Origin of the sequence: Pseudarthrobacter sp. WHRI 8279, assembly GCF_040224115.2 — a bacterium.
GTDB lineage: Bacteria > Actinomycetota > Actinomycetes > Actinomycetales > Micrococcaceae > Arthrobacter.
On the sequence record NZ_CP168162.1, the window covers coordinates 561,391 to 574,166 of the forward strand.

Annotated in this window: 11 protein-coding genes and 1 tRNA gene; 8 read left to right on the top strand and 4 right to left on the bottom strand. The window is 63.3% G+C overall.

What is annotated here, in order from left to right:
• Nucleotides 1-45: 45 nt before the first annotated feature.
• Both ABRP28_RS02480 and ABRP28_RS02485 read right to left on the bottom strand, forming a co-directional pair.
• Nucleotides 46-237, bottom strand: a complete 192-nt coding sequence (locus ABRP28_RS02480) for a hypothetical protein (RefSeq protein WP_231455325.1) — start codon at nucleotides 235-237, stop codon at nucleotides 46-48.
• A gap of 4 nt (nucleotides 238-241) precedes the next feature.
• Nucleotides 242-1,465, bottom strand: coding sequence for a multidrug effflux MFS transporter (locus ABRP28_RS02485; RefSeq protein WP_350003694.1), 1,224 nt, complete (start codon nucleotides 1,463-1,465; stop codon nucleotides 242-244).
• Nucleotides 1,466-1,642: 177 nt separating this feature from the next.
• On the opposite strand from ABRP28_RS02485, the gene ABRP28_RS02490 reads away from it, so the two are divergent.
• From ABRP28_RS02490 to ABRP28_RS02510, 5 genes are all read left to right on the top strand, one after another.
• Entirely contained in the window at nucleotides 1,643-2,494 is an 852-nt protein-coding gene (locus ABRP28_RS02490; protein ID WP_350003693.1) for a phage holin family protein, read from the top strand.
• A 96-nt stretch (nucleotides 2,495-2,590) separates the two neighbouring features.
• Nucleotides 2,591-3,214: a CDP-alcohol phosphatidyltransferase family protein gene (locus tag ABRP28_RS02495; protein WP_350003692.1), complete on the top strand. Its 624-nt coding sequence runs from the start codon at nucleotides 2,591-2,593 to the stop codon at nucleotides 3,212-3,214.
• A complete protein-coding gene (locus tag ABRP28_RS02500) occupies nucleotides 3,214-4,122 on the top strand; it encodes a DMT family transporter (protein ID WP_231455329.1) in 909 nt (302 codons plus the stop codon). The genes ABRP28_RS02495 and ABRP28_RS02500 overlap by 1 nt, the downstream gene beginning before the upstream one ends.
• Before the next feature lie 130 nt (nucleotides 4,123-4,252).
• On the top strand, nucleotides 4,253-5,449 hold the full coding sequence (locus tag ABRP28_RS02505) for a glycosyltransferase (protein WP_350003691.1): 1,197 nt from the start codon (nucleotides 4,253-4,255) through the stop codon (nucleotides 5,447-5,449).
• Between the two features lie 71 nt (nucleotides 5,450-5,520).
• A tRNA-Ile gene (locus ABRP28_RS02510) sits at nucleotides 5,521-5,594 on the top strand.
• Here the strand turns inward: ABRP28_RS02510 and ABRP28_RS02515 are convergent.
• Nucleotides 5,554-8,334, bottom strand: coding sequence for an AAA domain-containing protein (locus ABRP28_RS02515; protein ID WP_374152965.1), 2,781 nt, complete (start codon nucleotides 8,332-8,334; stop codon nucleotides 5,554-5,556). The two genes, ABRP28_RS02510 and ABRP28_RS02515, sit on opposite strands and share 41 nt — an antisense overlap.
• Before the next feature lie 274 nt (nucleotides 8,335-8,608).
• Here ABRP28_RS02515 and ABRP28_RS02520 point away from each other — a divergent pair, with 274 nt between their 5' ends.
• The gene (locus ABRP28_RS02520) at nucleotides 8,609-9,799 is read left to right on the top strand and encodes an acyl-CoA dehydrogenase family protein (protein ID WP_350003690.1); all 1,191 of its coding nucleotides are present in this window, start codon (nucleotides 8,609-8,611) and stop codon (nucleotides 9,797-9,799) included.
• A 37-nt stretch (nucleotides 9,800-9,836) separates the two neighbouring features.
• Here the strand turns inward: ABRP28_RS02520 and ABRP28_RS02525 are convergent, their stop codons facing one another.
• The gene (locus ABRP28_RS02525; RefSeq protein ID WP_350003689.1) at nucleotides 9,837-10,415 is read right to left on the bottom strand and encodes a M23 family metallopeptidase; all 579 of its coding nucleotides are present in this window, start codon (nucleotides 10,413-10,415) and stop codon (nucleotides 9,837-9,839) included.
• Between the two features lie 466 nt (nucleotides 10,416-10,881).
• Between ABRP28_RS02525 and rpsB the strand changes: the two genes are divergently transcribed.
• Together rpsB and tsf are read left to right on the top strand one after the other, a co-directional pair.
• Nucleotides 10,882-11,748, top strand: coding sequence for a 30S ribosomal protein S2 (rpsB, locus tag ABRP28_RS02530; protein WP_350003688.1), 867 nt, complete (start codon nucleotides 10,882-10,884; stop codon nucleotides 11,746-11,748).
• Between the two features lie 128 nt (nucleotides 11,749-11,876).
• Nucleotides 11,877-12,713 carry a translation elongation factor Ts gene (gene tsf / locus ABRP28_RS02535; protein ID WP_350003687.1) on the top strand — a complete coding sequence of 279 codons (837 nt, stop codon included), beginning with the start codon at nucleotides 11,877-11,879 and terminating at the stop codon, nucleotides 12,711-12,713.
• Nucleotides 12,714-12,776 lie beyond the last annotated feature (63 nt).

Genomic DNA, 12,776 nt, shown 5'->3' on the forward strand with positions numbered 1-12,776 from the left:
ATCCACGTCCGCCGCGCGCTTTGCCTGCTCCCGGTTGCGGCGGCGTCAGGGTCGGTTCCAGGGCCCCGGGTTGACCCGGTACAGCAGCGCCGAACCTGCAATCATGCCCAGGACAATGCCCATGGCGGGGTTGCCCATGGCCCTGCCCGCAAAGTAGCCCGCGACGGCGCCCAACACCGCGCCGAGGAAGAGTCCCCGGCGATTCCGGTGCGGCCTGCGCTTTGAGGTGTCCTTCATGGCGTCAGTGGATCGAGGGAACGGTACGTGGCCGGACCACCAGCCACAGGGCTGCCATGGCAAGCAGGATGCACGCTCCCTGCACCGCGCCCATGGGTGCGGCGCTGGTGATGCCCAGCCAGCCGACAACCGGGGAAATGAGCCCTGCCATCATGAACGTCGAGAATCCGAGCAGGGAAGCTGCGGTGCCGGCCTGGCCCGCATGGCCGGCCAGGGCGAGCACCTGAACGCAGGGGAACATGAAGCCAGTCCCCAGGATGTAGAACCACAAGGGAACCAGCACGCCCCAGAGGCCGAACCCCAGCTGGTCGAACACCACGATCAGCGTGGCCATCACGAACATCCAGGCAGTGGCAGCAGCGATGATCCACTGCGGCGGCACCCGGCGGATGAGGCGGGAGCTGGTTTGGATGCCGGCCACGATGCCCAGCGAGTTGATGCCGAACAGCAGGCCGTACTCCTGGGGCGAAAAGCCGAAAACGTCCTGGAACAGGAACGGGGAAGCGGACAGGTACGTGAACAGGCCGCCAAAGTTCAGCCCTGCCACAAACAGCAGCCCCACAAAGACCCTGTCGTTGAAAAGGATCCGGTAGCGCTGGCGGGCGGTCAGGCCGCTCTGGCGGCGCTTTTCAGGAGGCAGGGTCTCGCGGACCAGGAACAGGGCAGAGACGATCACCAGGGTCCCGTAGGCGGCAAGGAACACGAAGATCCCGGGCCACTCCATCACCAGGAGCAGCTGTGAACCGATCACCGGCGCCAAAATGGGTGCCAGGCCGTTCACCAGTGCCATGCGGGAAAACATCTTCACCATGGCATAACCCGAGAAAAGGTCCCGGACCATTGCCATGGCTACAACGCCGCCGCCGGCAGCCCCCACGCCCATCAGGACGCGGGAAATGCCCAGCATGGTGATATCCGTGGACAGGGCGGCACCCACGGACGCCGCGATGTGCAGTGCCGTTGCCAGGATGAGCGGGGTCCGGCGCCCGAACCTGTCGCTGAAGGGGCCCACCACCAGCTGGCCGATGGCGAAGCCCACGGTGGTGCCGGCCAGGGTCAGCTGGACCTGGGCCTCGGTCACGCCGAGGCTCTCCTCCAGGGCCGGGAACGCGGGAAGGTAAAGATCGATCGTGAACGGACCCAACGCCGTAAGGGCGCCGAGCAGCAGGATGTAAAGGAGTTTCCGGCGGCGGCTCAACAGGTCGCCCGGATTGCTGGGAATGGTCACGGAGATCAATCCTAGGCCCGGCGCTGCCTAATTTTGCAGCGTTGTAGGGCACGCCGCACGGCAAGCCCCGAAGTTCGCCCTTAACCTGAATGATAGTTTTGGTGCGGGGACTGTGCAGCTGCACTTTCCTGCAGCATACGGAAGCCGATTCGACCCATAACCAGTAAGGCGGAACCGATGAGCGGACGTCACAGCGGGCGTACCAGCCAGGGATTGCGCATCACTGCGCTGCCCAGGACGCTTAAACTCCTTTTCCGGTTGGCGCCGCGCCAGCTCAACGACGAAATCGCCTTCGCGAAGATCGAGCTCAAGCGCAAGGGAATCCAGGTCGGGGTTGCCGCTGCCTTTTTCGCCGTCGCCCTCGTTTTCCTTCTCTTCCTGGTGGTGGGCCTCATCGTCGCAGCCATCATGGGACTGGCAACCATCATGCCCGCCTGGCTGGCAGCCCTCCTGGTGTCCGCGGCCTTCCTCCTGATAGCGCTGATCGGCGGCCTGATCGGCGCCCGCAAGTTCAAGAAGGCCATGCCGCTCATGCCGGAGGAGACCATCCGCGGCATCAAACACGATATCGGTGTGGCCAAAGAAGGCTCTTCGTTCAACCCCGCTGTCCTTGATCCCAACAGTCCCGAGGCCAAGGCCGCGAAGGCCGCAAAGGATGAAGCGGCTGCCAAGGCCAAGGCCGAGAAGGCAGCCAAGGCCGCTGAGCACGACAAGGAATTCCCGCACGCCTCCGAGCCCGAGCTGGTACGCCGGCTCAGCCAGCGCCGCCACCACCTCACCGAAGTGCGCGACGAACTCGGCACCGAGCTGGACGTCAAGACCCAGGGAAGGTACCTGCTGGCAACGGCCCAGGACAAACTGCGGGAGGGCCAGGCCCTGGCCGGCCACGGCCGGGACATCGCCGGGCAGAAGTTCGCAGCATTGTCCGGATCCGCAGACCTGGAACAACGCTGGAAGCCGCTGGCAGCCTTCATCGCCGCGGGAACCGTCTTCCTGGTCCTGGTGCGCAAGCTCCTCCGGACGTACTAGCACCGGTAGCGGGCGGGCGTTCCGGCAGCCCGCGGAAGTTCAGGGAAAAACGGCAATAGCGCTCGCAGGGGGCAGCAGGAAGGAAAGGGGGACGGGGTGAAGTTCATTGGTGCCGGCTCCCGTCCCGGACGCCCCCAGGTTGACCACGACCTCGTGTTCACCATTCCCAACCTGCTCACCGTGGTGCGTTTCATGGGGGTGCCGCTCTTCATTTGGCTTGTCCTGGGCCAAAAGGAATACGGTGCCGCCGTTGTGGTCCTGGCCGTCATGGCCAGCACCGACTGGGTTGACGGGTACATCGCCCGCCGCTTCGACCAAACCTCCAAACTCGGCAGGGTCCTGGACCCCATCGCCGACCGCCTGGCGCTCATAGCGGTGGCTGTCACGCTGGTGATTGCCGGCGTCGTCCATTGGCTTTACCTGGCCGCCCTGGTGGTCCCGGACGCTGTCCTGCTGACCATGACGCTGTTCTTCTTCCGGGGCCACCCGGACCTTCCCGTCAGTGTGGTCGGCAAGGTGCGCACCGGCCTGCTGCTGCTGGGAACCCCTCTGCTGGTCCTCTCACGGCTGGACACAGGGTTCTCCACTGCATTGTTCGTCGCCGCGTGGATAGTCCTGGGCCTGGGCCTGGTTGGCCACTGGATTGCTGCCTACAACTACTTCTGGGCCATCCTGCGGAAGGGCAGAATGCAGGCACATCACGACGACGGGGCCGCCTGATGGTGTGGATGGCAGTCGGTCTTGCGCTGCTTGGCGCCTTCTGCCTCGCCCTTGGTGCGCAGCGCCAGGGGAGTGCCGTCAAAGCCGACACCGGCGGCCTTGCCCTGAGCTCCAATGGCTTCCTGCGCCTGCTCCGGAATCCGCGCTGGGTGTTCGGCCTGCTGCTGCTGTGTGCCGGCATGGCCATGAACGCCGTGGCGCTCGTTTCGGCCCCGCTGACGGTTGTGCAGCCCATAGGCGCCATCGCCCTGGTGATCACCACGATCATCAATGCCAAGGACCAGGACCTCACCATCAACCGGGCAACCGTGGTGGCTATCGCGGCGTGCGTGACCGGCTCCGCGCTCTTCGTCCTCCTGGCTGTCAACGTCACGCAGGAAAACCACGATGTAACCCTCGCCGACGAGGTCACCATCGTGCTGCTGCTGGCGCTCGCCGTCGGACTCTTCGGCACTCTGGCCGTTATGTTCAGGCACAGGATCAACGCTTTCGTCTATATCCTGGGTGCCGGGGTCCTCTTCGGGTTCGTGGCCGTCCTGACCCGGATCATCGGTAAACACCTGCTCGATCCCAACGGGCTGTTCCTGCTGAACGTGCAGTGGTACTCCGTGGTGGCCCTGATCGCGGCGGGCGGGCTGGGGTCGTGGTTCGTCCAGAGCGCCTACTCGTCGGGTCCGCCGGACCTGGTGATCGCAGGGCTCACCGTGATCGATCCGCTGGTGGGCATTGCGATCGGCATTGTGATCCTCGGCGAACTGCGGCCGGATGTCCACGCCGTGATGGCCATTGCCATGGGAACCGCCGCCTCCCTTGCTATCGTTGGGGTGATCGCCCTTTCCAGGCACCATCCTGAGGTCACGAAGCGCAAGAAGGACGCGCGGAAGGCCGTGGGCAGGGCGAGCCGCTAGCCACTGTCCACCCGATCCCATCCCTCATTCCGCAAGCAAGATTCACCACGAGGCCAGGCGCCACCGCGCCGCCGGCCAACTGTGCTGCCAGTACATGCTGTCCGCACCGTGACCATCAGGAGCTCTCCACGTGACCACGCCCGCAGACCAGCGTCCCCTGACCATCCTGATCGCTGCAGACACCTATCCGCCGCACGTCAACGGAGCGGCGCAGTTCGGCTACCGCCTGGCCAAGGGTATGACCGGCCGCGGGCACGACGTCCATGTGCTGGCCTGCCGCGCGGACAACGGAAAGAGCTTTACGGAGTTCCGGCCTGAGGGGACGGTCCACAGGCTCCGTTCCCACGGCGTCCCCACGCACGAGTACTTCCGTATTTCCCTGCCCTGGGAGATCAAGAAGGAAATCAGCCTCCTTTTTGACCGGGTAAAGCCCGATGTGGTGCACATCCAGAGCCACTACATGATCGGCGAGCACGTCCTGTACGAGGCCGTGAAGCGCGGCGTCCGGATTGTTGCCACCAACCATTTCATGCCGGAGAACCTTAACCCGTTCCTGCCGTTTCCGCAGTGGTTCAAGGACATTATCGGGAAGATCTCCTGGAAGGACATGGGCAAAGTGATGGGCAAGGCGGACGTGGTCACCACGCCCACCCCGCTTGCCGCCAAGGCCATGCACCAGCACGCCTTCCTGCGCAAGGTCCTGCCGTTGTCCAACGGTATTGACTCCGCCGCCTACGAACTCCAGCCCGGCGAGCAGATCGAACCCCATGAGCACCCCACCGTGATGTTCGCCGGCCGGCTGGCCGAGGAAAAGCACGTGGACGTGCTCATCGAAGCCGTCAGCAAGACTCCGCCGGAACTTAACGTCCACCTCGAGATTGTCGGCGGCGGCGAAGTCCGGTCCTCCCTGGAAGATGTGGTCCGCCGGCTGCGGATGACCGACCGGGTGAAGTTCCTGGGCCTCGCCAGCGACGAGGAGCTGCGCCGGGCCTACATCCAGGCCGATCTGTTCTGCATGCCAGGAACGGCAGAGCTGCAGTCCCTGGTTACGCTCGAGGCGATGTCTGCCTCCACCCCTGTGGTGCTGGCCGATGCCATGGCCCTGCCGCACCTGGTGCGCGACGGCGAAAACGGCTACCTGTTCACGCCGAATGACAGTGACGACCTTGCCAAGAAGATCACCATGGTCCTGGAGCTGCCGGCGGACCAGCGCGCCGCCATGGGCCAGGCCAGCCGGCAGATGGTGGAACCCCACAGCATCGAGGGCACGTTGCAGACTTTCGAGGACCTGTACCGTGGAGCACGCTTCGAAGACAAAGTGGTCTGAACGCTTTCCCGGATTTGCTAGAGTAATTTTGCCCTGCCACCGCGTACCGATCGCGGGCGGCCCGGGCATGGGGGGCTATAGCTCAGCTGGTTAGAGCGCGGGACTCATAATCCTAAGGTCCTCGGTTCAAGTCCGAGTAGCCCTACTTTCTGATACCGGCCGTTGGGCAGGGCTGTCGCAGCCGAGAGCCGCTGGCGAATCAGATGCGGTTCCCCGCTTCCGGTGGTCGGTAGCCGCAACAGCTGGATCCCGTGCGTACGGCAGATCTCGTCCTTCAGGTGGTCCCGGGCCTTCTGTGTCTGGTCGTCTTCATGGAAGGCAAACCCGTCAACCTCGATCGCGAGGACCGGCCTGTTGGTGATGCGGTTGTAAACCATGAAGTCAACGCTGGCCCGGTTCCGGACAAAGGTGGCCTGCTTGGTGGTGAGCCTGGACAGGTCAGGCAGCAGGTTACCCAAGAGGACCTGCGGGGCTACGGCCAAGTCCTTGAATGGCTCCTCGGCAATTATGTCGAGCAGCACTGTCCACATGATGTTCTCGGAAGCGAAAGTGGAAGTTGTCTGCAGACGGGCGGCTAAAGGCTGAAGCGATGCTGAATATTCTTTGTACAGGAGGTCGAAAACAGAAAGGACCCCACTCTCGAAGACACCGTCGTCTGGATCCTGGTAGTGGATGAAATGGACCAGGTCACGAAGATGGCGGCTGGCAGGGAGCATGTCGTGATTTGTCACCAGGACAAAACGCTTGATGGCCCGGGAAACCGCTACGTTGACCAGTTGTGGGCTATCCACGAAGTCGACCCCGGAGTTCCCGTCCCTGGTCTCGTCCAGGACCGTGCTCATTATGATGATTTCTTTTTCACGGCCCTGGAACTTATGGACTGTGTCAGCCTGGATGCTGTTGAGCAGGGCATCCGCCACTTTGTCCACCTGCCTGCGGTACGGGGTGACCACGCCGATATCCTCGTGCCGGGTGCCTGAGCAGAACCGTTCCAGAACTTCCTTCGCAATGACATCGGCTTCGCGCTGGTTGGTCCGCCCTCCGCCCAGGTGCTGCCGCATGTGATTACCGGGGGCCGTGCGCACCACTGCAAGTGCCGTCCCTTCTGGGTCACTCTTGGTGTAGGGCACAAGCTGCCCGCCGTAAAACTTCCTGTTGCAGAAGTCGATGATCGCAGGATCGCAGCGGTAGTGTTCGCGAAGCATCGTCCGGGGAACGTCGGCCCCGAAGCGCTCGATGATAGAAGACAGGATGTTGTGCCGCCCGTAGTCGTAGCTCGGCGCCGGTGCTGGGCTGGCACGTTTGGCAGCTCCCAAGTCTGCAATGTGTTGAAGCTGCTGCAGGTCTCCGACGACTAGCACATTGCGCGCGCAGGAGAGCGCCAGGCCTGCAGCGAGCAGGTCGACTTGGGAAGCCTCATCGATAATCAAGTAATCGAACAAGTATCCGTCAGGGACGCTTCTCCGCAAGGAGTGGCAAGTACTCAACACCACTGGATAGCTGTTGGTAAACGATGTGAACTGCCGGAGGTAGGAGTTGTCTGTGTAGTCCTGTGGCCGGACGCCGGCATAGCGGCGATACAGACTTGCCTTGAGCGACTCCTGCGATACATGCCGCAATTCATCCTCGAGCGCGGCAAAGTCGTTTTCGGCCAGATGTATGGCGGCCTGCTCAATCTGCTTATCCAATTCCGCAATCTTGATGTCGTAGTAGGCTGCCTGAAGACGCATGACTACGTCGGTGTCACCGTGATCTATGGTCCGGGTGGATCCGTACCGGAAACGGCTCCTTATTTTGCGAAACAGCCGTCGTAGCGGGGCCTCGTTCGCTGAAATTGAAGCTGTCTCAGCCAGGAACTCAAGGATGCGACTGGACGGCCCCTGCAGCAGGGCCAGGGCCGGCAGGGGAGCCGGATCGTGCTTGGCGACGTGGTGGCCGAAGTGGCGCTGTTCAAGCTTGTAGGCATCAAGTTCCTGGCGCTTTACTGCCAGTTCCCTGGCCACTACTTGTAACCGCTGCAGGCGCGAGTCGAGTTCCGATATCCCGCCAGCGTCTGGCATTGCAACAGGAGACGCTCCCGCGCTGCGTTGCATAGCCATATTCTGGGCGTGCTGTTGCTCGAAGAAATCGCGTCTTAGATCGGTCCGCCTCAAGTCTGCAACAACGTGACCGAATCCCTCCTTGGCCAATTTGTCGCGAACATTTTCCACGGCGGCATTGTTAGAGGACACGATGCCCACGCTCTTCCCCGGGTAGCGAATGATGTTTGCCACCAGGTTGAGGATTGTCTGTGTTTTTCCCGTGCCCGGCGGTCCGTCGATCACTGAGATACGGTGGGTGAGACCCTTTCTGAGGGCTTCCCGCTGGCTGATGTTGGAAGAGAACGGAAAGATATAGCCCTCACCCTCAGCCTCAGGATCGGGAGCGTGCCCGTGAAGGTAGAGATTGAGGACGCTTTCCTGCGGGACTGTGCGAAAGTTCGCGTAGGGTCCGCGCAGTGGATCGTCCTGCGCCAAGTGGGACACGACGTCCTGCCAGTAGCTCAGGATCTTGTGTGCATCACTCCCGGTGTCAGGGTTTTGGGCGATGCTGACTTCTTCATGACGACAAGTCCGGTAACTCTCGCCGGCCCTGTCTGGGAAGAAAGCCCTCCACCATGTCCCGGCCGGTCCGCGAAAGCACAACAGGTCAGTGACCCCATGGAGGGTCTGGCCGTTGAAACGCACGGAGGTCCCGCGGTCAATGTTTGTGCTGACGGGGTCACGGAGGATCGTCACGTTCCGTTCCGCATACCTGTAGCCACGGGGGCCCTTCGCCGTCCGGAAGGTGATGTGGATGACGTCCCCGTCGACTTCGTAATCCAGCACTTCAGACGTCTTGTCCACAATGCCCTGTTGGTCCCTGCGGCGGATCAGGACTGCCTCGCGGCGCGGATCAATCAAGACATTTCCCCCCAAGTGAAGTGTTTGCTCCGTTGCGCTCCGACGTTACAGAACTTCCTGGCACGATTCATCCGGAGGACCGTCCGCTGCGAGCCGGGGCGCGGGTTCACTGAGCCGTTGCGGCAGCGATATACATGCGGTAAGTTACTCACCAGTAACTTAGTGGGTCCAAAGGACCAATCCGGAGACCCTGCCGCTGATCACTTGTGAGGTAACCATGTCCACCACCGCTGCCGACCTCAACGACCTTCCCTATGCCGATGGCGACTTCTACGCCTTCGAGCAACTGCTCAGCGACAAAGAGCGGGACCGGCTGGCGGAGATCAGGGAATTCCTGGCCCGCGAGGTGCGGCCCATCGCGGTGGACTTCTGGAACCGGGGAGAATTCCCCATGGACCTCATCCCGAAGCTCGCTGATATCGACCTCGTCAGCCCGGTGCGCCGGCAGGGCCACTCGAACCTGTTCGCCGGCCTGCTCCACGCTGAGGTGACCCGGGCCGATGCTTCCATCGCCACCTTCATGGGAGTCCATGACGGACTGTTCACCGGTTCCATTGAAGCTCTGGCTTCGCAGGAGCAAAAGGATGCCTGGCTCCCGGACGTCTACAGCATGAAGAAGATCGGGGCTTTTGGCCTCACGGAGCCGCTTGGCGGCTCGGACGTTGCAGGCGGAACCCGCACTACCGCGCGCAGGGAGGGAGACTCCTGGATCCTGAACGGGGAAAAGCGCTGGATCGGAAATGCAACCTTCTCCGACTGGGTGGTGGTCTACGCCCGCGACCTGGCCGATGACAAGGTCAAGGGCTTCCTGGTTGATACGGCACTCGATGGTTTCAGCGCCAGCAAAATCGAGAACAAGATTGCGCTCCGCACCGTCCAGAACGCCGACATCAAGCTGGACAACGTGGTGGTGTCCGACTTCTTCAAGCTTGCCAACGCCAACAGCTTCCGCGACGTCAACAAGGTCCTGAAGGTCACCCGGCTCGGTGTCGCATGGCAGGCCGTCGGCCAGCAACTGGCTGCTTTCGACGTGGCCCGGCGCTATGCCGTGGAGCGCCACCAGTTTGGGCGGCCCCTGGCTTCCTTCCAGCTGGTGCAAAGCCAGCTGGTCCAGATCCTGGGCAATGCCGTCAGCTCCATGGGCATGATGGTCCGGCTCTCCCAGCTGGAGGACGCCGGGGAGGCCAAGGACGAGCAGTCCGCCCTGGCCAAGGCGTTCACCACTGCCCGGATGCGTGAAAGCGTGGCCATCGGCAGGAGCCTCCTGGGCGGCAACGGCATTGTGACGGACTTTGAGATGGCCAAAATCTTCGCCGATGCGGAGGCCATCTATTCCTACGAAGGAACGCATGAGATCAATACGCTGGTGACCGGCCGGGCGATCACCGGGATCTCCGCCATCGTCTAAGGCCCGCCCGGACGGCATGCTCCCCGGCCTGCTGCCGTTACCTGTCCAGCGGCAGCAGGATCGATGGCCTCAGGTCCATCACGAACTGCAGTGGATCCACGTAGTCTTCCCCGCGCCGGACACCCCAATGGACGCAGGGCGCGGCGGCGCAGTGCCCCGGGCGCACCGTGCCCATGACCTGCCCGGCTGCCACGGGTGCGCCCGCGGCCAGGGAGCTGTCAACCGGTTCAAAGCTGCTCCGCAGCCCATCCCCATGGTCGACGGTGATCACCGGCCGGTCCACCACCACGCCCACGAAGCTGACCGTGCCTGCCGCCGGGGCGGTGACCGGTGCGCCGTCGGCCGCTGCACCCAGGTCAACGCCCCGGTGGCCGCTGAGCCACGGCTTGGGTGGGGGATCGAAGTCCCGGAGCACCTGCGGGCGGGGAGCGAGCGGCCATTGCCACGAGGGTGCGGCGGTCTCCGAGAGTACAGCGGTCTCCGAGGGTGTGGCAGGCGCCGCGTGGTGACCCGCCTCTTGCGGGGAGTAGGCGGGTCCGTACGCCAGGGGCTCGCCTGCCGGGGACAGGGAGGCCGGCAGCAGGAGAAGGGCTGCGAGCCGCAGTGGTGGTTTCATGCCCCCAGAATGCTCCTGCTGTGAAGGCACCGGGAGAGCCCGCCTGGGCTATGTGGACAAGCCCCCTGCCGGCGTCGTTTCCGTCCCTGTCGGTGTCCTCCGGCTGAAGGTGCCTGTAGTACACTTGGTGGAGCAGTTTGCTGCGCCCTCAATGCTTTCGGTCCGGCGGATATCCCAGTGGTTTTTCCAACGGTATATGCCCGTGTCCGGAATGCGTCGGCACATCTCATTCAGGAGTGTGGGGGAGCAACGGCTGACTACGCGCATCCAGCCCTCCAGAAGCGACGCTCCGGCCTCGCCGACGGGGGATCAGGCCTCCTGCGGTCAGGACCATCGTCCTGATGGGAAGCATGGTGGATGCCAGGAGCACGGCCCAGCCTGGGCCACGCTAATCAACCGTCAACTATTGGCAGGGTAAGAAGCCTCCGGGCTCTCTCATGAATGACCTGCCGGAAGGAGCGTCGGCATGCCCGTCGTAACCATGCGCCAGCTGCTTGACAGCGGCGTCCACTTTGGACACCAGACCCGCCGTTGGAACCCGAAGATGAAGCGCTTCATCTTCACCGAGCGCAACGGCATCTACATCATCGACCTTCAGCAGTCGCTGTCCTACATCGACCGCGCCTACGAGTTCGTGAAGGCCACCGTTGCACACGGCGGCACCGTACTCTTCGTCGGCACCAAGAAGCAGGCCCAGGAAGCAATTGCCGAGCAGGCAACCCGCGTTGGCCAGCCGTACGTGAACCAGCGTTGGCTCGGCGGTATGCTGACCAACTTCCAGACGGTCGCCAAGCGCATCCAGCGCATGAAGGAACTCGAAGAGATCGACTTCGACGACGTCGCCGGTTCCGCGTACACCAAGAAGGAGCTGCTGCTCCTCAAGCGCGAACTCACCAAGCTGGAGTCCAACCTCGGCGGTATCCGCAACCTGACCAAGGCACCTTCCGTGCTCTGGATCGTGGACACCAAGAAGGAGCACCTCGCCGTTGACGAGGCCAAGAAGCTGAACATCCCGGTTGTGGCCATCCTGGACACCAACTGCGATCCTGACGAAGTCGACTTCCCGATCCCGGGCAACGACGACGCCATCCGCTCCGTGAACCTCCTCACCCGCGTTGTTGCAGACGCCGTTGCCGAGGGCCTGATCGCCCGTAACCAGCGCGCCACCGGCACCACGGAAGCCCCGGAAGAGCCGCTGGCTGAATGGGAGCGCGAGCTCCTCGAAGGCAGCAAGGCTGAAGAGGCTGCCGCTCCGGCCGCTGAAGAGGCTGCTGCTCCGGCTGCCGAGGAAGCTCCGGCCGCTGCCGAGGCTCCCGCCGAAGACGCCAAGTAACACAAGTACATCCGGATTTTCCGGCGCTGCCTGCAGCGCCGGAGCTGCTGACAGGATGGCGGCCCACCCGTGGGCTGCCGTCCTGTCAGTCCGTACACCACAACACATTTCTAGACAGAGGGGTTCACATGGCGAACTACACTGCCGCGGACATCAAGGCCCTGCGCGAGCGCACCGGCGCCGGCATGATGGACGTCAAGAAGGCTCTTGACGAGGCCAACGGTGACGCCGAGAAGGCCATCGAGATCATCCGCATCAAGGGCCTCAAGGGCGCTACCAAGCGCGAGGGCCGCTCCACCGCCGAAGGCCTGGTGGCCGCAAAGGTCAGCAACGGCGTCGGCGTCATGATCGAAGTCAACTGCGAGACCGACTTCGTGGCCAAGGCTGACAAGTTCATCCAGCTGGCTGACAAGGTCCTGGCCGTTGCCATCGAGTCCGGCGCTGCCGACCTCGAGACCCTGCTCGCCACCGATGTTGACGGCAAGCCCCTCTCCGAGGTCGTCGTCGAAGAGGGCGCCATCCTGGGCGAGAAGGTTGTTGTCCGCCGCATCTCCCGCATCGAGGGCGCAACGGTTGACGCTTACCTGCACAAGACCTCCAAGGACCTCCCGGCCCAGGTTGGCGTGCTGTTCGCTGTTGACGGTGAAGGCGAAGCCGCTGCCACCGCAGCCCACGACGTCGCAGTCCACATCGCTGCCATGGCTCCGAACTACCTGACCCGCGAGGACGTCCCGTCCGACCTGGTCGAGTCCGAGCGCCGCATCGCCGAAGAGACCGCCAAGGCCGAGGGCAAGCCCGAGGCTGCGCTCACCAAGATCGTGGAAGGCCGCGTTACCGGCTTCTACAAGGGTGAGGTCCTGGTTGACCAGGCATTCGCGAAGGACGCCAAGAAGTCCGTGGCACAGGTCCTCACGGAGGCCGGTGTCAAGGGAACCGCGTTCACGCGTTTCCGCGTCGGCTCCTAGTCGAAACTGCGAGGGGGTGGCCACTTCGGTGGCCGCCCCTTTTGCATGCGCGGGGGAGGCACC

Excerpts from the sequence above, each read along its gene's own strand:
- ABRP28_RS02500 (WP_231455329.1), top strand. The coding sequence starts at position 3,214 with ATGGTGTGGATGGCAGTCGGTCTTGCGCTGCTTGGCGCCTTCTGCCTC.
- tsf (WP_350003687.1), top strand. The coding sequence starts at position 11,877 with ATGGCGAACTACACTGCCGCGGACATCAAGGCCCTGCGCGAGCGCACC.
- ABRP28_RS02520 (WP_350003690.1), top strand. The coding sequence starts at position 8,609 with ATGTCCACCACCGCTGCCGACCTCAACGACCTTCCCTATGCCGATGGC.
- ABRP28_RS02525 (WP_350003689.1), bottom strand. The coding sequence starts at position 10,415 with ATGAAACCACCACTGCGGCTCGCAGCCCTTCTCCTGCTGCCGGCCTCC.
- rpsB (WP_350003688.1), top strand. The coding sequence starts at position 10,882 with ATGCCCGTCGTAACCATGCGCCAGCTGCTTGACAGCGGCGTCCACTTT.
- ABRP28_RS02480 (WP_231455325.1), bottom strand. The coding sequence starts at position 237 with ATGAAGGACACCTCAAAGCGCAGGCCGCACCGGAATCGCCGGGGACTC.
- ABRP28_RS02490 (WP_350003693.1), top strand. The coding sequence starts at position 1,643 with ATGAGCGGACGTCACAGCGGGCGTACCAGCCAGGGATTGCGCATCACT.